Annotated in this window: 17 protein-coding genes; 4 read left to right on the top strand and 13 right to left on the bottom strand. The window is 63.7% G+C overall.

The window, feature by feature from the left end:
• Nucleotide 1: 1 nt before the first annotated feature.
• Entirely contained in the window at nt 2–1081 is a 1080-nt protein-coding gene (locus tag GC148_RS14035) for a mitochondrial fission ELM1 family protein (protein ID WP_291071666.1), read from the top strand.
• Between the two features lie 4 nt (nt 1082–1085).
• Here the strand turns inward: GC148_RS14035 and GC148_RS14030 are convergent, their stop codons facing one another.
• Nucleotides 1086–1919, bottom strand: coding sequence for a TerB family tellurite resistance protein (locus GC148_RS14030; RefSeq protein ID WP_291071665.1), 834 nt, complete (start codon nt 1917–1919; stop codon nt 1086–1088).
• 91 nt (nt 1920–2010) lie between these two features.
• Entirely contained in the window at nt 2011–3195 is a 1185-nt protein-coding gene (gene mnmA / locus GC148_RS14025) for a tRNA 2-thiouridine(34) synthase MnmA (protein ID WP_291071663.1), read from the bottom strand.
• A 187-nt stretch (nt 3196–3382) separates the two neighbouring features.
• Between mnmA and GC148_RS14020 the strand changes: the two genes are divergently transcribed.
• On the top strand, nt 3383–4456 hold the full coding sequence (locus tag GC148_RS14020) for a S41 family peptidase (protein WP_291071661.1): 1074 nt from the start codon (nt 3383–3385) through the stop codon (nt 4454–4456).
• Nucleotides 4457–4476: 20 nt separating this feature from the next.
• Here the strand turns inward: GC148_RS14020 and GC148_RS14015 are convergent, their stop codons facing one another.
• From GC148_RS14015 to GC148_RS13985, 7 genes are all read right to left on the bottom strand, one after another.
• Nucleotides 4477–5319 (bottom strand): protein-glutamate O-methyltransferase CheR, encoded by an 843-nt coding sequence (locus GC148_RS14015; protein ID WP_291071659.1) that lies wholly within the window; start codon nt 5317–5319, stop codon nt 4477–4479.
• A gap of 69 nt (nt 5320–5388) precedes the next feature.
• Entirely contained in the window at nt 5389–5754 is a 366-nt protein-coding gene (locus GC148_RS14010; protein WP_291071657.1) for a response regulator, read from the bottom strand.
• Nucleotides 5755–5846: 92 nt separating this feature from the next.
• On the bottom strand, nt 5847–6524 hold the full coding sequence (locus tag GC148_RS14005) for a histidine phosphotransferase family protein (RefSeq protein ID WP_291071655.1): 678 nt from the start codon (nt 6522–6524) through the stop codon (nt 5847–5849).
• 72 nt (nt 6525–6596) lie between these two features.
• Nucleotides 6597–6839: a hypothetical protein gene (locus GC148_RS14000; protein ID WP_291071653.1), complete on the bottom strand. Its 243-nt coding sequence runs from the start codon at nt 6837–6839 to the stop codon at nt 6597–6599.
• 38 nt (nt 6840–6877) lie between these two features.
• Nucleotides 6878–7225, bottom strand: a complete 348-nt coding sequence (locus tag GC148_RS13995; protein ID WP_291071651.1) for a YdbL family protein — start codon at nt 7223–7225, stop codon at nt 6878–6880.
• Nucleotides 7226–7249: 24 nt separating this feature from the next.
• The gene (locus GC148_RS13990) at nt 7250–7441 is read right to left on the bottom strand and encodes a YnbE family lipoprotein (protein ID WP_291071649.1); all 192 of its coding nucleotides are present in this window, start codon (nt 7439–7441) and stop codon (nt 7250–7252) included.
• A gap of 76 nt (nt 7442–7517) precedes the next feature.
• Nucleotides 7518–10877: a YdbH domain-containing protein gene (locus GC148_RS13985; protein ID WP_291071647.1), complete on the bottom strand. Its 3360-nt coding sequence runs from the start codon at nt 10875–10877 to the stop codon at nt 7518–7520.
• Nucleotides 10878–11051: 174 nt separating this feature from the next.
• Between GC148_RS13985 and GC148_RS13980 the strand changes: the two genes are divergently transcribed.
• A complete protein-coding gene (locus GC148_RS13980) occupies nt 11052–12446 on the top strand; it encodes a M23 family metallopeptidase (protein ID WP_291071645.1) in 1395 nt (464 codons plus the stop codon).
• Between the two features lie 113 nt (nt 12447–12559).
• On the top strand, nt 12560–13930 hold the full coding sequence (locus GC148_RS13975) for a M23 family metallopeptidase (RefSeq protein ID WP_291071643.1): 1371 nt from the start codon (nt 12560–12562) through the stop codon (nt 13928–13930).
• Nucleotides 13931–13933: 3 nt separating this feature from the next.
• Here the strand turns inward: GC148_RS13975 and clpB are convergent, their stop codons facing one another.
• From clpB to prfA, 4 genes are all read right to left on the bottom strand, one after another.
• Nucleotides 13934–16552, bottom strand: a complete 2619-nt coding sequence (gene clpB / locus GC148_RS13970; RefSeq protein ID WP_291071641.1) for an ATP-dependent chaperone ClpB — start codon at nt 16550–16552, stop codon at nt 13934–13936.
• A gap of 180 nt (nt 16553–16732) precedes the next feature.
• On the bottom strand, nt 16733–17485 hold the full coding sequence (locus GC148_RS13965) for a DUF4167 domain-containing protein (protein ID WP_291071639.1): 753 nt from the start codon (nt 17483–17485) through the stop codon (nt 16733–16735).
• 205 nt (nt 17486–17690) lie between these two features.
• Nucleotides 17691–18545, bottom strand: a complete 855-nt coding sequence (gene prmC / locus GC148_RS13960; protein ID WP_291071637.1) for a peptide chain release factor N(5)-glutamine methyltransferase — start codon at nt 18543–18545, stop codon at nt 17691–17693.
• A complete protein-coding gene (gene prfA / locus GC148_RS13955) occupies nt 18542–19618 on the bottom strand; it encodes a peptide chain release factor 1 (protein WP_291071635.1) in 1077 nt (358 codons plus the stop codon). The genes prmC and prfA overlap by 4 nt, the downstream gene beginning before the upstream one ends.
• Nucleotides 19619–19628 lie beyond the last annotated feature (10 nt).

Below are 19628 nucleotides of genomic sequence, written 5' to 3'. Positions count from 1 at the left end.
CATGGGGTCGCCCATGAGTACGTTGGGGCCTTCCGTCTGGGCGGCCTCTGACGGCCGCGCCGGCAACGCATCGCAGGTACGTGCGCTGGTGCAGGCGCTGGGCGAACCCGGCCGCTGGATGCGCATCGCGCATATCGCCGGCGCGGCGCACCGCCAGGCTCCGCTGCTGCTGACCCCGCGCGCGCCGTGGACCTGGCTGCCCGCGGACAAATGGCCGATGCTGTTGCAAGCCCTTCCCGCCAGCCAGCGCGCGCAGATCGCGCCGCCCTGGCCAACACTGTGGATTGCCGCCGGGCGCCGTTCGGCCGCCTTCACCAAACTCGTCCGTGAACGGTCCGGCGGTAATACCTTCACGGTCCAGATTCTGGATCCGTACATCGATCCTTCGCACTTCGACCTTCTGGTCGTGCCCGAACATGACGGGATCACCGGGCCGAATGTCGTCACAACGGTGGGTTCGCCGTCCTATTTCGGACCGGACCAGCTGGAGGAGACCGGGCAGGTTTTTGCGCCGTTGGCAGACGATACGAACCGCAGCGTTGTGGTCATCCTCGGCGGCAATTCCAAGGTCCACACGTTCTCGCCGGCGGCGGCCGCGCGCCTCGAAGCCCAATTGCGCAAGCTCGCGGCCGACGGCTGGCGCCTGCGCATCACCACCTCGCGTCGTACCCCGATCAGCGTCGTGGCACAGTTCCGCAAGATGGCCGACGAAACCGGCGGCCAGTTCTGGGCCGGGGCGCAGGACGGGCAGAATCCATACCTCGCCTGGCTGATGTTCTCGAAAGCTGCCATCGTCACCGAAGACAGCTCGAACATGCTCTCGGAAGCCGCGTGGCACGGATTGCCGGTGCACATTGCAGCGCTGGAGGGCAAGGCCGAGAAGTTCGACAAGCTACACGCCAGCCTCATCGCGCGCGGCGCGGCGCGGCGCTTCACCGGATCGCTGGATCAATGGGTCTACGAACCGCTCCGGGAGGCGGAACGTGTGGCAGACCTGATCGTCGCCCGGTTGCTGGAGCGCTACCCCGCTCCCGAGTTCAAGAGCGGCGGCGGCGCGGTTGTCCCCGACTGGATGAGCTGACCCGTCAGCCTTCCGCGAGATCGCTCCGGATCTGCTCCAGCAGCGCGAGCTCCTGCTCATGCAATGCGCCGTCGGCTTCCACGACATTGTGGCAGGCTTGGAGGAATTCCCGCTGCGCCGAAAGCGGCAGCGCAGAGACTTCGTCGATTGACGCGCGGATCTGGTCCGCCGTCGGACGCAGACGCCGGATGTAGGCCTTCAGCCGCTGCATCCGGACCGACCCCAGTGGCAGGCCGAGCGCATCGGCACGCTGGCGGATGTGCTGGATGATGGCATCGGATTCTGTTTGCGAGACGTGGCCGTCACACTCCGACATGGCGACCAGCAGAGCGAGCTCATTGCGAAGCTGGTGGCGAAGCTGGCTGTAAGCCTCATCGGGAGGCGGCCAGGTGTCGATGCGCTGCGGACGTTCCGAGACCAGCAGCTGCGCATCTGCCGGAGCGAGACCGAAGATCTCGGCAAGGAAAATGTAGGGCGGTTCGTACTTTTCGCCATTGATGTCCATGCAATAGCGAATCCGGTTCGCCTGAAAGCCCATCAGCTCACGCGTTTCCGCACAGCGCGCGACCAGCAGGATATGCATCTCCGACGTGCGCTTCAGTGCGCGCATGGTAATCCGGCGGGTGCTGTGGACGCCTTTGGAATTGATGTAGCAGATCACGAAACACTGGCCTTCGGCATCCAGGCTCTCGAGCAGCGGCTCGCCGAGTTCGTGCGGCTCATCTGCATCCAGGATCCGGTCGGGCAGTTCCGGCACAAAGCGGACGTCCAACGCCGGCGCAGGCTGGCTTTCCTCCTTCTTGAGCAGGAATTCCGACAGTCTAGTACTCAGGCCCATGATCATCCCCCATCAAGCGCAGAACGCTAGTCCCGGCCAGCAAATGGTCAACCATTTTCCCGGATCAGGGGCCCGGCGACAAGCCCGGCGCCTAGGCCATCGCCACCCGTTCGTCGGCTGGCAGGGCGCGGGCAATGAAGCCGCCGCCGAGGATACGGGTTTCGCCGTCCGGATCGTAGAGCACCGCCGCCTGGCCGCGCGCAACGCCCTCTTCCCGCGTGTCGAAGAAGACAGCCGGCTGACCATCTTCGAAGCCGAGATGGCCCGGCACGGGCGGCCGGGTCGAGCGAACGCGCACCAACACGCGCGCACCCGCCCGTGCGGCGTATTCGAGTGTGCCGTTGCCGAGCCAGTTCAGCTCTTCCAGCAGCAACCCGCGTGTCAGCAGCGCTTCACGCGGGCCAACAAGGACCCGGCGCTTGGGCGCGTCGATCTTCACAACAAACAGGGGATCACCCACCGCAACGCCAAGGCCGCGGCGCTGGCCGATCGTGTAGTTGATCACCCCGTCATGCTGGCCCAGCACGCGGCCATCCAGGTGCACGATCTCGCCAGCGCGTCCGGAGCCCGGGCGCAGTTTCTCGACGACTTTCGCGTACGAGCCTTCCGGCACGAAGCAGATATCCTGGCTGTCCGGTTTCGCGGCAACCGGCAGGTTGAACCGGTCTGCCAATTCGCGCACTTCCGATTTCGGCAAGCCGCCGAGCGGGAAGCGGACATAGTCCAGCTGCTCGCGCGTGGTGGCGAACAGGAAATAGGACTGGTCGCGGGAGGCATCCGCCGCACGGTGGAGTTCCGGGCCGGCCGGGCCTTCTGTGCGCCGGATGTAGTGTCCCGTGGCGAGGCAATCCGCGCCCAGGTCCTTGGCGGTGCGCAAAAGGTCCGAGAACTTGACCGTCTGGTTGCACCGGATGCACGGGATCGGCGTCGAGCCGGCCAGGTAGGTGTCGGCGAAGTCGTGCATCACCTGCTCGCGGAAGCGCGACTCGTAATCCAGCACGTAGTGCGGGATGCCGATCTGGTCAGCCACGTTGCGGGCATCGTGGATGTCCTGCCCCGCGCAACACGCCCCCTTCTTCTCGATGGCGGCGCCATGGTCGTAGAGCTGAAGCGTGATGCCGATTACGTCAAAGCCTTCGGCCTTCAGCATCGCCGCAACCACAGACGAATCCACGCCGCCCGACATGGCCGCGACCACACGTGTCTGATGGGGAGGCTTGGCAAAACCAAGCGAGTTCACGCGGCCTTCGGGCCACGAAGTATCTGGCGTCGTCATATCTTACTCCCACCGGGTTCAAGGCCCGGAGCAGCTGGTTAAGCCGCGCATATAGCGCGGAAGGTCCGCATTTACGAGCCTTTGTGCTCTGACGACCGGGCAATCGTGTTCTGTCGTGATTTTTCCGGACTTCGTCGCGGGGCGATTGACCGATCAAATCATCAATATATTGTTTATCGATAAATTGATGTCGAAACACGAAAGCCTTTCCATGCGGTCTTTGACTTTAGCACTCGCGGTCCTCTCGCTCTCAGCCGCCGTTTCCGGCTGCGCCCACAAAGGTGCGAACACAGAGACTGTCGCCGCTGCGGTCCCCGACCCGGCCAGCCCGGTTGCTCCCTCGCCGTATCTGGAGACCGCCAACGCCATCAACGCCGCCATGCGCGCCTACCACTACAATCCCCGCGAGCTCGACTCCGACGCCTACCGGCAAATCGAAGCAGGCCTGACGGAGCTGGCGAAGTCCAGCGACACCGACGAGGCTTTCATCGCCGGATTCAGGACGCTCTGGGCCGATGGCCCGTTTTCGCATGTTGCTCTGAACAAGACCAAGTACACGGCCGCCGAAACCGCTGCCTATCTCGACACATTGCGTGTCGGAAACGGCGCCAGCCTGGCCTGGCAGGGCGACGCGGCGATCCTGGCGGTCAACACGATGATGGGGCTCGACACGATCGAACAGATCGATGCCGCCTATGCCGAAATCGCGGCGCATGGCGCTTCACGCCTGATCATAGACCTGCGGAACAATGGTGGCGGCGCGTTCGCGATGGTGCCGCTGGTCGAGCACGTCCTGGCAGAGCCGCTGGACGCCGGTGCCTTTGTGGCTCAGCGCTGGCATACAAACCATGAGAATCCGCCGGCGCTCGCCGACATCGAAATGGTCGAACCCTGGACCGGCTGGTCGATCCGCGACTTCTGGTCAAATGCCACCAGCGAAGCGATCACGCGGATCCGCATGACGCCGCGTCCAGATCCCTATACCGGCCCAGTCATGGTGCTGATCAGTGGCCAGACTGCCAGCGCCGCCGAGCTGGCGGCCGACGCGCTAAAGGCCTCCGGGCGGGCGACCCTGATCGGGGAGACCACGAGCGGCGAGATGCTGTCGCAGAAGATGTTCGACCTGCCCGGCGGATTCCAGCTCTCGCTGCCGATTGCGGACTATTACTCAATGGCAAATGGCCGAATTGAAGGGCGCGGTGTCACCCCGGACGTGCCGGCCGATCATGCTGATGCGCTCGATCTGGCCTTGTCGATGTAGCCGGACGGTTCCGGTGCGGATCAGGCCGCACTGGCCTTGGCGTTTGCAGTGCCGGCGGCGACCCAGCCGCAGCGGATGTCGCTGGCTGGTTCAAGACCATCGCACAGGCCATGCAGGGTCTCGCCCTGGGCCAGCAGGATCAGGCCGCCCGGCGCGAGTTGTTTGGCGAGGCTTTCTGCGACGCGGACGCGCGCGGAGCGGGCCATCTCGGTCAGCACATTGCGACAGAGGATGATATCGAACTTGCCCAGCCCGGCGGCCGGTTCGAGGAGATTGTGCAGCCGGAAGCTGACGCGGGTCCGAAGGGCTTCGGAGGCCTGCCAGTCGCCGGAATCGAGACGCGTGAAGTGTTTCAGCAGCCTCTGGATCGAAAGGCCACGCTGTACCTCATAATGGCCGAACACGCCTTGACGCGCCTTTTCGGTCGCGACTTTGCAGATATCGGTGGAAAGGATTTCAACCTTGGCACCAGCGAGCCCTGGCGGCGGCTCGTCTTCGAGCAACATAGCGAGTGAGTATGCCTCCTGCCCCGTGCTGCCGCCGGCACACCAGACGCGGATACGGCCCGCTGGCGAGGCAGCGACGCGTTCAGGCAGTCTGGTGCGAACCAACGCCTCCAGCGAGCCGGGTTCACGGAAGAACCAAGTGTCGCGCGACAGGAGCGCGGCGGCGATTTCGGACCGGAAGACAGGATTCTGCCGGGATTCAAGGCAGTGAACGAGATCTTCAAGACTGCCAAAGCCCTCGCGGCGGGCAATGTGGGCAAGGCGCGCCTCGATCAGGTAGGCTTTCGACGCCGGAATGGTCTGGCCGGAAGCATTGAGGGCCAGGTCCACCAAGGCGTTGAATACGGCTTCCTGCATGCGCTGCTCCGACGTGAGGCGTTGAGGCCTCAAAAGTTACCGTTAGGCCGCCTAATCTTAAGAAAGCCTTCAGATGAGGCCGACTTCTGCGAATTTGCTCTCCAGAATGTCCGCATCGAAGGGTTTCATGATGAACTCGTCTGCGCCCGAGCGCAGGGCCTCCCGGATGTGTTCAGCGTCATTTTCGATCGAACAGAACACGACCCGGGGCGATTTCCCACCTTCTTCGCGGCGCAGGGCTTTCACGAAGTCGAGCCCGTTCATGATCGGCATGTTCCAGTCCAGGATGACGCAATCCGGCATGGATTGGCGGCACATCTGCAGCGCTTCGGCGCCTTCGGAGGCCTCAGTGACCACAAAACCGAGATCCCGGACGATGCGGGATGCCACCTTCCGGACAACCCGGGAGTCGTCCACAATGAGGCACGTCTTCATAGGGCAAAAATCCGCTGGATTGAGCTGTCGTATCCCTAGAGGGGTGCCTCAGAGATGTTAACAAACCCTCACCAGATTGTTTACCTTTTGCCTCAGGCCGACTGCTGGCGCAGCCCGGTGGCCATAAAGACGATGCCGTCCGGCGTCGTTTTTGCGTGCAGTGTGCCCCCGAGATTGTCGCAGGTCATCTTGGCAAACAGGGGCTGGATGTTCTCCGGGCGCCAGCCGCTTTCAGGCTCTTCGCCCGCGAGCGCTTTGGCTACGTCTTCCTTTAGGATCACGCGGTCACCCTTGCAGGTCAGCACGACGTTCTTGACCCCGCCCTCCTCGCGCACCCGGATGTGGATCACGCCGCCCCGCACGGTCGCGGTCAGGCCTACCAGAACGAGGTTCATGATCAGGCGCGCATGGCCGTAGCCGAGCTCGGTTGTGGCAAGGTCCCATTCCAGAGACGGCTTCTGGAAGCGGACATAATCATCCGTCAGCTTGCGGAACTGGTGCGCGTCGGCGGTGCCCGGCTGCAACCCCATGGATCCGAAGGCGTAGCGCAGGAATTGCAGTGTGGCGGCCACGCTCTGAACGCCTTCGCGCAACGTGCGTTCGCTGTGCGCTTTTTCCTCAGGGCTTCCGGGACTGTCGAGCATCTCCAGCGAGAGGGACATAGTCGCGGCGGGCGACACGATATCGTGGCACAGCCGTGCGGCGATGTACGCGGCAAAGCGCGCAGGATCGAGGTTCATCGGTTTCAGCCCGTTATTGTTTCCAGCCATGCTGCAGAATCGGGTGCGCCGCGCGGTGTGTCAATCAAGCCTGCGTGACAGGATGGTAAGACATAGGTCGAATCAGGGCGTTCCGTTGCCGGCGGGCGGGTCGATATCATCATGACCGTGGCGCGCGCTGTAGAAGGTCAGCGCAAACAGACCCGCCGAGAGACCAAGGGTGAACACGCCGCCCAGGATGTAGGCGAACCAGCCATGACCGCTGACGTCGCCGTCAATGCCTTCCCAAAAGAAAGTCGCGCCCCAGAGGAGCGCGCCCAAGGCCACAAAGGCCGCAATCAGCCAGATGATACGTGTGCGTGACATCACCCGCCAAGCTAAGGCCTGGCGGGTGGGTGGCAAGTCTATTTGCGCTGCCATACGCCGGAAGCGTCCATATAGAACTGACCGGCTTCGAGCTTTGCGATCTGCTTTTCGCCGGCCAACTGGGCGACGATCTGCACGGTCGTGTTGTTGTCCTTCGCGGTCTGTTCGTAGACGGCGCGGCGGCGGTTGTTGATGTCCTGAACCTTGCGAACGGTGGCAGCGTCGGCCGTGCCGACCACGCCGAGATAGCCGTCGATGCGCTCGCCGACTTCTCCGGCCGCAATGGCAGCGTCGATCACAGGATCACCCGCGGATGCCGGCGGCGCGAAGGCGAATGCGGCCAGGGCAAAACTCAGGCTCAGCAGAAGGGTGCGAAAGGCTGTCATGGGATGTCTCCTCGGCTTCGCGGGCTAGAACAGGTCTGGGTTGCTGGCGATCAGGTCTTCGACCTCGCGGTCGAGCTGGATGCGCACAGTCTGGTCGATCTTGACGTTGAGATCGATCTTGATCGGCTTGTCGGACGGCTCGATCCGCACCGTCGGGGTACAGGCGGCGAGCCCGGCGGCGCTTGCCGCGACAAGCAGAATTCGCTGATAGGCCATGACGGCTGACTCCTGAGTTTCCGATCCGGACAATGACACGGGCTGGCTTAACGTCAATCGATCGCGCTGTTGTGCGTCATTCAGACGGTTGCTGCTCCGTGGGGGGCGGTTTGGCCGTCTCGTCGTTCAGCAGCTTGATGGTCGCATCGATCACATCCTGCTGGGAGATCAGGCCGAGATTGTTGTCGATCAGGCGGCCGATCGGCAGGTCGAACCTGATCGCGAACTCAAAGGGCTGGCCGGCCGGTACGGTGACGGACTTGTTCAACTTCAGAGGCTGGATGTTCTCTCCGGCAAGCAGCAGATCGGCGCGCAGGTCGCCGGCCAGATCACCGTTGATGCCGACTTCGAGGACGCTGAATTTGAGATCGCGCAGGGCATCGAAGGCGAGGCTGGCATTCACATCCTGTCCGGCCGCCGCATCGACGGCGCCTCCTGTATAGGAAAGCCGACCGCCGGGCGCATCGGCGCGCAACACGGCGTCCTTGATCAGCACACGGTTGTCCGAAAACTCGATGGGAAATGTGCCGCTGACCGTTCCCGTCGCTTTTGTATCCGGCAGCTTGAGGATCTCGACCAGTTGCGCCAGCTGGATCGCACCGGCGGTCACATCGACCGACTGGGCCTGCAAGCCGCCTTCGAGCGCCCAGTCGAAGGGCGCAAGCGCGAGCTCACCGCCGCCGAACGGAAAGGTCACTGTATCAAGGTGCAAGATCCCCGCATCGCGCAGGTCGAACACGACGCGGCCACTGGCCAGCGCAAGTCCCGGATTGACGGAACCGATGCGCAGCTCCTGCACCGGCGCTGTCGTCAGGCCCATAAGGTCGTCGAAATAGACAGTGCCGTTGACGCCTGATACCCGCCCGAACCGCGTGGTCTGGAATCCGAAATCGCTGACCTTGAAGTCTGCCGTACCGTCCACCTTGCCATCCCGGATGACAAAATCGGCAACGCTCGACACGCCGCCGCGCGCATCCGTGAACAAGCCGGTCAGACGCGCCGAGATCATGTCCGGCTGCAGCCCCCCGGGCCTGAAATTCAGAGGCTTGGTGGTGACCCGGGCCGTTCCATCCAGCGAGATCAGATCGAGGTCGAGCGTTGCGTCGGCCAACGGGGTGCCGCGCGCCAGCAGATTGAGCGGACCCGCAAGCTGCAGCCGGTTGTCCTCGCCCAGCGTGCCGGCAAACTCGCCGATGATGGGATTGTAGAGCGCGTCGGTGCGCGTGTCGGTGATCCGTACGCCCGTTCCGGCAACGGCGCCTTTGACACCCGCCGCCGCGCTGACACCGTTGAATGTGAACGCGCCGGCGGACACATTGGCCGGCATCATCGTGCCGCCGAACTCGGTTTCACCAAGCTGCGCGACGATCCTCGCCGGTCCCTTTCCTGTTTCAATATCGATGCGGGGCACGGCGCCCTCAATCGTCAGTGTACGTTCCCCGAGCTCCAGCGGCAGGTCGATTGACTTGGCGCGCGCCGTCAGCGCAAAGGTCTTTCCTGCCGTCCAGTCGATGACGGCGCCATCAAGACCGAACACACCGGACCCGGATTGCAGCGTGAAGGGCAATCGAACGGCGCCGAGGTCGGCAGAGCCACCCGCGACCTTGCCTTGACGCATGAAGCGACCATTGACCGGGCAGACATTGATCGCTGCCGGTTGCGCCTCGATAGCGCCCAGCTTGAAACCGGCGGTATCGACCGACAGACAGGCCGCGCCGGAGGACTGAACGCGCCAGCCGCTATCGTCCCACGCGCCGTCGAGTCCGCCCCGGACGGTTGTCGGCTCGAACCGGACGCCGGAAGCGTCGCCTGCGAAGGACAGCTCGCCCGCGCCTGCAAATTGAAGGTCTTCCGTCCGTTTTTCGAGATGGATATCTCCAAGACGGGCCGAGAGGCCGCGCCCACCGACGGTCCACCGCGACAGCTCGAACGCGTCGGCGGCGAGCGTTGCCGCATCCGGCGTGAGGGTGAACGAGTCGACATCCAACCGGGCGTTGGGCGCACCGCCGCCGGACAATTTGATCTCGCCCGCCGCAAAGACACCGGACTTCGAGGCCGAAAGCCAAGGCGCCGACCCCTCCGGCGTGACGCTGAGTTGCAGTCCCGAAGCCGCCTTGAGCACGCCTTCCCCTGTCCCGGACACCTTGATGGCGTTGTCCTGCCAACGAAGGGAAATGTCCGTATCCGCATCGAAGCCGGACAGAGCGCGATCAATCGACCCGCGCAAGGCGTCAACATGACCGGACAGGACACCGGGCAGCGTAAAGGCTTTGCCGGCTTTGATGCGCAGCGCGGCATCGAGCGCTGCTCCGTTCACGGAAAACTCGCCATCAAAGCCTGCGGAACCGTCCCTGCGGCTCTGCAACTCCCCGCCGAGTGACGCAGAAGTCGCGGAGCCGACTGGTCCGATCACCATACCAGTCGACAGGAGCAGCGGGCCGGAAACATCGCCCTCCTTCCCCGCAAGCTCGCCCTCGATATGGGCGCTGTCGACCGTGTAGCCGGCCCAGCTCAGGCTCATGGCATCCACGGCGAACGCTGCACTGGCGAGTTCCCGCAGCAGCCCTTCCGGCGTCGTGTCGGGAATCGCGCCGAAGTCGATCCGGCCCGAGGTGCGGATATCGGTCGCTCTTGCATCGGGCGACGCGATCCGGGCGGCGCGCAGGGACCATTCCATGCCAGCGGGCTTGCGGTCATCTTCGTTGAAATCTGCCCGGGCGAGCAGATCAAAGGACTCGAGCGCATAGTCAGCCAGCACCGCCTGGCTGATGCCAATGCCGAGTTCTGCATCAACCTGGCCATCGACTGCGCGGACATCCAGCCGGGCCGTGCTGAGATTCAGACGGGCCAAAGGGTTGGACAATTCGGCCGGTTCAAGCCGGATCGACAAGAGGCCGTTGCGCGGCAGGCTGCCGGAGACGTTGAGCGTGGCATCGGTCGCGCCTGCAGGCGTCATCAGTTCGATGTGGGCGTCCTTGATGTCGATGGGCGGAGTGGGCCCGCCACCGCCGCCAGACTGGGCGAGGCGCTCGATCCCTCCGAAGCGCAATCCCGAAGCATCCAATGTGCCGCGAAGGGACAGGCCGTTAACCGTCACGCCTGTGACTTCCGGCGTGAACAGGCCTTTCCAACGAATGTCCGCACGCACTTCGCTCGCTTCGGCCGGGACCGCCGAACCGGACGAGACTTTCACCGCCGAGACGGTGATGCCGGACGTGTCGAGCTCGGTGAATTTTGCGTCACACTGGAGGTCGCGGTCGGCGCACCAGGCCGCGAGAGCCTGCTCTGCCACGGGCTTGCGCAGGAACCAGAGGAGCAGCGAACCACCAAGAAAAACAACGACAAACCCGGACAGCACATACCAGATGCGCCCGCCGCGCGGCGTCGGCGCGGGGCCCTCAGGCGAACCCTGTTCTGGGGCTTCTGCTGGATTCACTGGATCGACCGGCTTGCTTCTTGCTTTTCCTACGACATAAAGTCCTAACTTGGCATCTAAGTCTCACGCCGAGATTTCTTGAATCCTTAAGCGGGAAGCGAGAGCATGGGCAGCGTGCAGTTGGCGTGCCAGCCTCAGGGCCGGGGGGCGTCAGAACGACAGGATACACAATCTGTGACTCCCTACGAGACCACTGAGCCGACCGAACTCCCAGACCGCCCGAAAACCGGTCTTTCCCAGGGCATCAAAAGCCTGATTGTCCTGGGTGTGCTGGGCAGCGTTTCGGCAATTGCCGGATTGGTCATGGCGGGCCGTTCGACCGTACCCTTCGAGCAGACGGCCGATGCTGCCGTGCCGCTTCCGCTCGCTGCGCGCCTCGTGAACGCCCTGGATGTCGAAGATGCAGTGCCGTTGCAACATGTCGAAGGACGTCTGGAACGCAACGAAACCCTGACCGGCCTGTTGATGCGCCTTGGCGCCGCGCCGGGCGATGCGGGCGCCGCCCTCCATACGCTGACCGGCAGCGATGTACTGGACAGCCGACGCCTCCGGCCCGGCAAGACGGAAGCTGAAGCCTATTTTGACAATGGCGTGCTGACTGCCGTTTCGGTGCGCGCCGATACCGATCGCAGCCTCCTGATCACGCGCAACGCCCAGAATGGCTGGTCCGCCACACCGCTCTACGCCAAGCTGACGCCGGGCTACAAACGCGTCGAAGCCGAGATCGAAACCTCGATCTATGCCGCCGCCCTGGCCCTCGGCGCAGAAGACCAGCAGGTCGTCGATTTCGCCAGCGCCTTTGCCTACGACATCGACTTCCAGCGTGAAATCTATCCGGGAGACCGGTTCGAGATTCTGTTCGAGACGTTCTACGACGAGCGCGGGAACCCCGTGCGCAATGGCGAAGTGCTCTACGCGGCCTTGAACGGAAAGGCGCTGAAGCGCGGTTTCTACCACTTCACCCCGTCGGATGATGACGTCGCCGATTACTATGACGAGAATGGCGAGAGCGCGACGAAGTTCCTGATGAAGACGCCGATCAACGGCGCCCGGATCTCCTCCGGTTTCGGCAAGCGCAAGCATCCGATTTCGGGCTATACAAAACTGCACAAGGGCACCGACTTTGCGGCGCCCACCGGCACACCTGTCTATGCGGCCGGTAACGGCACGGTCGAGCGCGCCAGCCGCTATGGCGGCTACGGCAACTACATCAAGATCAAGCATTCCGGCGGCTACCAGACCGCCTACGCCCACCTCTCCCGCTATGCCAAGGGCATCAAGGCCGGCAAAAAGGTGAAACAGGGGGACGTGATCGGCTATGTCGGCTCGACCGGTGCCTCGACTGGCCCGCACCTGCACTATGAAGTCTATGTCAAAGGCGAACCGGTGAACGTGATGTCACTGAAACTGCCCAACGGACGCAAACTGACGCTCGAGCCGGCGATGCTGGCCGAATTCATGGCCTACAAGGCCCAGGTCGATGCCCTCAGGGCCAATCCGGACGGCTCGCTCCTGACGGCCTCCCTCGTCTCCGCGCCCAGCGAGACAGGCCCCTCGCCGACGCCCTGACATCGCGCCTGTTAAGCGAAACCGCCTTGTAAAGTCGCCGGAAAAGGGAATGTGGCCCCGTTCTTGCTCTTCCCGTGCTTGAAGGCCTGATCTTCGACGCACGAGGTTAACGCATGACGCGCGCCAAGCCGCAGACACCCGCCACCGTGCGACGACTCGAGTCGCCCTACCGTTGGCTTGAGCGTATCGCGGCCTTTGCGGTGATCGGCGTGATGACGGGTCTGTTCCTGATGGTGCGCGCCGACCAGCCTCCCCCGATTCCCGGTGTTGGATTCGGTGCCACCGACTTCCGTATGGAAGCACCTGAAACCGCAACGTCCGCCCGGACGGGCCGGATCACCGCCAACGTCGCGACCGCCGATGCGCTTGAGGTGCTGGGCGCAAGCGCGACCGATGCGGCCGCCGCCGCAACTGCCTTGCGCGAATCCGCGCCGACCCGCGGCGCCCGCCTGCGTCCTGGTTCGCCGTTCGTGGCCTACTTCGACGACAGCAGGGAAGACGGCACCCCCTTGCTCACAGGCGTCAGCGTCCGGATTGATCCCAAAACCACCCTCTCCGCGACCCGGCGTGACGACGGCACCTTCTTCGCCAGCGTGCTTTCGGCCAAAACCTCGATCGCCCTGCATCGCATCTCAGGCGTGATCGACACGAACCTCGCAGATGCCATCCACGACGGTGGCGGCACCCGCGCCCAAGCCGAAACCTTTGCCAGCCTGTTTCCGGAAGAACCCGAACTCGCCAAAGGCGGCCACAAGGGCGAACGCTTCGACGTGGTCATCGAAATGATCGCTGACGAGCGCGGCAATTTCCTAGAGGCGGGCGATCTCGTCTTCGCAGCCTTCAATGGCGAGAAGGCGGCCGGCAGCTGGTATCGCTTCACGCCGGACGATTCCGGCTTGCCTGAATTCTTCAATCGCAACGGTGTGGCCGGCGATGAATTCCTGAGCCGGGAACCCGTACGCGGCGCCGAGATCAGCTCCCGCTTCGGCAACCGCATTCACCCCATTACCGGCGATATGCTGCTGCATACGGGCGTCGACTTCCGCGCGCCGGTCGGCACACCGATCCGCGCCGCCGGGTCCGGCTTGATCACGGATATGCGCTATGGTGACGGCTATGGCTGGTTCGTCCGCATACAGCACGAGCGCGGCTTTGAGACCGTCTATGCGCACATGTCCGCGTTTGCAGAAGGACTGACGCCCGGCCGCACCGTCATGCGCGGTGACACAATCGGATATGTCGGCTCGACCGGTTCGAGCACCGGCGCCCATCTCCATTTCGAAGTGCTGCGCAACGGTGCTTACGCCAATCCGATGACGCTGGACCTGCCGACGGGACGTGATCTTTCGAAAGACGCCAAGGTGCTGGCTGCCTTCAAGGCGCAGCGCGACCTGATCGACGCGGCGCGCGGGGCCGATCCGCTTGAGGCTGTGCCACCTGCCCTGACAGCCAGCCTCAATGCGAAACGGCCCACAGCGCCGTAAAGATCAGTTGAACGCAGTCTTGCCTTTGGCAAAACTGTTGGGCACGCCATTGATCGAAAGCGCATCGCCCTCGACGCCGACATGGATCGTCTCGCCGTCGAGGATGCGGCCTTCCAACAGCAGTCGCGCAAGCGGATCCTGAAGCTCCTTCTGGATCACCCGCTTCAACGGACGTGCGCCATAGACCGGATCATAGCCACGCGCGGCCAGCCAGTTGCGGGCTGCGAGGCTGAGATCCAGCTTCATCTTCCGCTCACGGAGCAGGCCTTCAAGACGGCCCATCTGGATATCGACGATATGATCGATCTCGCCGCGGCCAAGCCGTTTGAAGAACACGATCTCGTCAATCCGGTTGATGAACTCCGGCCGGAAGTGCCGACGGATTGCCGACATCACATGATCGCGCGCTTCTCCGGACACTTCACCCTCTTCCCCGCTGGCCAGCGCATCAGCGCCGAGGTTCGAGGTCATGATGATGATCGTGTTCTTGAAGTCCACAGTCCGGCCCTGGCCATCCGTGAGGCGGCCATCATCCAGCACCTGGAGCAGCGTGTTGAAAAGGTCCGGGTGCGCCTTCTCGACTTCGTCGAACAGCACGACCTGGTAGGGGCGCCGGCGAACCGCCTCAGTCAACGCGCCGCCTTCGTCATAGCCGACATAGCCGGGCGGCGCGCCGATCAGACGGGCCACCGAGTGCTTCTCGGAATATTCCGACATGTCGAGACGCAGCACCGCCGTTTCATCGTCGAACATGAATTCGGCGAGCGCTTTGGTAAGCTCGGTCTTGCCCACACCCGTCGGACCGACGAACAGGAACGAGCCAATCGGGCGGTTCGGATCCTGCAGGCCGGCACGCGCCCGGCGTACGGCGTTCGAGACGGCGAGCAGCGCATCCTCCTGACCCACCACGCGTCCGCGCAGCGACTCTTCCATGCGCAACAGCTTTTCGCGCTCGCCTTCCATCATCTTGTCGACCGGGATCCCGGTCCACTTGGAAACGACAGCAGCGATATGCTCAGGCCTGACGACTTCGGAAACGAGGCCGCCTTCGGCGTCGCCTTTGCCTTCCACTTCGGCAATCAGCTTTTCCAGCGCCGGGATCGTGGAGAATTTCAGCTCGGACGCCTTCGCGAGGTCGCCCTGGCGCTGGGCTTCCGCCATGTCGGAATAAGCCCGATCGAGCCGCTCTTTCGCAGAGGCCGCGCCTTTCAGCTTTTCCTTCTCTGCACTCCAGGCCGTCGTCAGTTCGTCCGAACGCGTATCAAGTTCGCCGATCTCAACTTCGAGGGTCTTCAGGCGATCCTGGGATGCAGGGTCCTTCTCCTTCTTGAGTGCCTCGGCCTCGATCCGCAGCTGCATCAGGCGCCGGTCGATTTCGTCGAGCTCTTCCGGCTTGGAGTCGACCTGCATGCGCAGCCGCGCGGCCGCTTCGTCCATCAGGTCGATGGCCTTGTCAGGCAGGAACCTATCCGTGATGTAGCGGTTCGACAGATTGGCGGCCGACACAATGGCCGCATCCGAAACGCGCACGCCGTGGTGCGCCTCATACCGGCCCTTCAGGCCTCGGAGGATCGAGATCGTATCTTCGACGGTCGGCTCATCCACGAACACCGCCATGAAGCGGCGCGCGAGCGCGGGGTCGCTCTCAACATGCTTGCGGTATTCGTCGAGCGTAGTCGCGCCGATACAATGCAACTCGCCGCGCGCAAGAGCCGGTTTCAGCAGGTTCGATGCATCCATCGCGCCTTCCGACTTGCCGGCGCCGACCAGTGTGTGCATCTCGTCAATGAACAGGATCACGCCGCCTTCCGCCTGCGTCACTTCCGTGAGCACGGCCTTAAGGCGTTCCTCGAACTCACCGCGGAACTTCGCGCCGGCAATCAGCGCGCCCATGTCAAGCGCAAGGAGGCGTTTGCCCTTCAGGCTTTCGGGCACGTCGCCGTTCACGATGCGCAGCGCAAGGCCTTCGGCGATGGCCGTCTTGCCGACGCCCGGCTCACCGATGAGGACCGGGTTGTTCTTTGAACGGCGTGAAAGGACCTGGATCGCGCGGCGGATTTCCTCGTCCCGGCCGATCACCGGATCAAGCTTGCCTTCGCGCGCATCCTTGGTCAGGTCACGGGCATATTTTTTCAGTGCCTCATAGCCTTCTTCGGCATTCTGGCTGTCTGCCGTCCGGCCCTGGCGAAGCTGGGCAATCGCCGCTTCGAGGCCTTTCACGGTCACGCCCGCCGTTTTCAGCGCTTCAGCCGCCGGATCACCGGCGAGCGCTGCAATCGCCAACAGCAGTCGTTCGACCGTGACAAACGCGTCGCCAGCCTTCTTGGCACTGGCTTCGGCGTCCTGGAAAAGTTTCGCACCGGCCTGCTCGAGGCGGAGCCCGCCTGCCCCGGCGCCTGAGACTTTCGGCAATTTGTTCAGCGCCGTATCAACTGCCTGGACGGCCAGTTCCGGCCGTCCGCCGCTTGCGCGGGTCAGATTCACGGCCAGCTGGTCGCGGTCGTCAAACAAGGCCTTGAGAACATGGGCGGGCGTCAGGACCTGATGTCCGCCCGCCAGGGCCTGGGTTTGCGCGGTTTGGATCAGGCTGCGCGCACGCTCTGTGTACTGTTCGATATTCATGACGGTTCATCCCCTTTGAAAAGGCAGAGTCTCGGAATGGAAGGCGCGCCCCGCTCAGCGGCGACGCACCCGGTTGAAGGGGATTTGGGAAGCCGGCACGCCCGGCGCAAGCGTCATTGCGCAAATGAAACGCCCCGCCGGTGAGGACGGGGCGCTGGCATCTGGTCACAGTAGAAATACCTAGTCGGTCGTCTCGGCCGGTGTGCCCTCTTCCGGCGCCGGCTTGCGGCGGCCCCGGGCCAGCGTTTTCATCACGCCGTCTGTCTCCGATGCGGCTTCCACCGGTTCGCGCGGCGCGCGCGGTTCGCGGGCCGGACGGTCTTCGCGCGGGGCGCGTTCTTCACGGGCCGAACCTTCTTCACGCGGCCGGTAAGGCTTGCGCCCACGCCGGCCCTTATCGCCGCGGCCTTCGGAAGGTGCTGCTTCGCTCGACTGGGCTTCCTCGCGTTCGTCATCGGCATCGATCACGCGCAGGGCATCGGAGTCTTCGTCTTCGCCGCGATGCGCAGAAGCGGCGGTCACCACTTCAGCTTCGCCCTGATCCTCGTCGGACTGCGCGGTCTCTTCATTGGCTCCGCCACGGGGGTCGCGGTCCTGGCCGCCACGCGGATCCCGGTCGTCGCGCGGGCCATTTCCGCTGCTGTTGCCATTCCGGTTCTGCTGCTGACCGCCCTGCTGCTGGTTGCGCGCTTCGTTCTGCTTGGCGACGATACGCTGATAGTGTTCCGCATACTGGAAGTAGGCCTCCGACAGCACACGGTCGCCGCTGGTGTGGGCGTCACGGGCATACTGTTGGTACTTCTCGAGGACTTGCTGAGCCGATCCACGGATCTTCACATCCGGGCCGACGCTTTCAAAGTGGCGGTTCGGATTGTTGAAGGCGTTTTGTTGATTTCCGCCTGGGCGCCTGTTGCGACCGCGTGAGCGTTTCATAAAGATCTTGTCCTGTGTTCGTAAACCAGCGGTCACCGGCAAGCCAAATTCGAATGGTCATTTTGCTTGCAGGCAGGTTCTGGGATTGGCCGTAACCGTATTCCACCGAACCTGAACGAAGGCAGCGTTCATTATCTGCCTGTCCGGCAGACTGCCCCTCGCTGATTTGTTCTACTGTGTAACGGTCAGGCCAACAAGCGGAAAATCAGCCTGCATGGCCCCATACACAGCGATCATTGCCGCCCAGATCGGCGCGGTGTCCCAATTCGGCAAAGCCGGCCTCCCTCAGCAGGCGCAACACGGCCTCGCGCTGGTCGTGCCCGATCTCGAGGATAAGCGGCGCGCCGCGCTTCATTCCCGTCCGGGCGCGCGCAATGATGTCCCGGTAGGCCGCCAGGCCGTCCGCTCCCCCATCCAACGCGAGTGCGGGGTCATGATCCCTCACCTCCGGCGCGAGTGTGGCGATGACATCCGTGGCGATGTAGGGCGGGTTGGACACAATAAGGTCAGCCTCGCCCCAGCCCGGCCAATCCGCCCAGCTGCCCGCGAACACCTGTGCCCGGCCTGCCAACCCGAGCCGATTGAAATTCTCCTCTGCGAGGCTGACCGCATCGGCACTGGCATCAACGCCCGTGCCGGTCGCGAGGGGCCGACTAGAGAGAATTGCCGCGAGCAAGCAGCCCGTACCGGTACCGAGATCAGCGACGATGGCAGGCTTGCCGGCGGGTAACAGATCGAGTGCCGTTTCGACGATCAATTCGCTGTCCGGGCGCGGAACGAGGGCGCGGGCATCGGTGATGAATTCAAGCCCATAGAACCCCGTCGAGCCGATAATGTGCTGCAGCGGCTCCCGCTTCAGCCGGCGCGACAACGCGGTCTCATACGCCGCCTCCACGGCGAGCGGAACGGGCTGGTTACCGGCCGAAATGAGCGCTGCGCGTGTATCAGCGAACGCTGCCAGCATCAGCAACATCGCATTCGCCCGCGCCTCCGGGATGCCTGCTTCGCCGAGCCGGGCCGCAGCAGACTGGACCAGTTCATCATAGGTGGGCGCCGTCAAGCGCCGGCCTCCATCGCCGCAAGCTTGCGGGCCTGGTCTTCCGTGATCAGAGCTTCGATCACGTCGTTCAGCTTGTCGCCGGCGATGATCCGGTCGAGCGAATACAGCGTCAGGCCGATCCGGTGATCTGTCACCCGGTTCTCCGGATAGTTGTAAGTACGCACCTTCTGGCTGCGGTCGCCCGTGCCGACCATCGTGGCGCGGGCTTCGGCGCGCGCGGAGTCGCGCTCCTGACGCATCTTCTCGTAGAGGCGGATCTTCAGCTGATCCATCGCCTTCTCGCGATTGACGTGCTGGGACTTTTCAGAACTCGTCACCACGATACCGCTGGCAAAGTGGGTGATGCGCACGGCCGAGTCGGTTTTGTTGACGTGCTGCCCGCCTGCGCCCGAAGCGCGCATTGTATCGATACGGATATCTTCGGGCCGGACGTCGATCTCGATATTCTCAGGCGCCGGCAGCACGGCGACCGTCGCAGCCGAAGTGTGGATCCGTCCTTGCGTTTCAGTCGCCGGCACCCGCTGTACCCGGTGCACGCCGCTCTCCCATTTCATGCGGCCGAATACGCCGTCGCCTGAAACGTTCGCGATGATTTCCTTGTAGCCACCCGCCTCGCCTTCCGAGGCATCGACGATCTCGACCTTCCAGCCCATGAGCTGAGCATAGCGCAGGTACATCCGGAAAAGGTCCCCGGCGAACAGGGCCGCTTCGTCACCGCCCGTCCCTGCCCGCACTTCGAGCACCACGTTCGCTGTATCGTCGACGTCTTTGGGCAGCAGCAGGATCTGCATCGCCTGTTCGAGGGCAGGCAGCTGGTCCTTGAGCTCCCCGATCTCCATCCGGGCGAGTTCGGCCATCTCGGGGTCGCCGGCAGAGGCCAGCGCCTCGGCGTCCTTCAGGCCGCGGCGCGCAGCCAACAGCTCGCGGGCCTTCTCCACCACAGGGCGGAGTTCGGAATGTTCCTTGGACAGGGTAATGATCTCTTTGGAGTCGGAGGTCGCGCCCATTCGGGCCTCGACCTCCTCGTACCGGTCGATCACCTGCTGGAGGCGTGTTAGGGAGAGGGAGGCCATGCGCCGCCCT

It is taken from the genome of Hyphomonas sp. (assembly GCF_016125515.1).
GTDB lineage: Bacteria > Pseudomonadota > Alphaproteobacteria > Caulobacterales > Hyphomonadaceae > Hyphomonas.
This window is presented reverse-complemented; position numbering and strand designations above follow the sequence as displayed.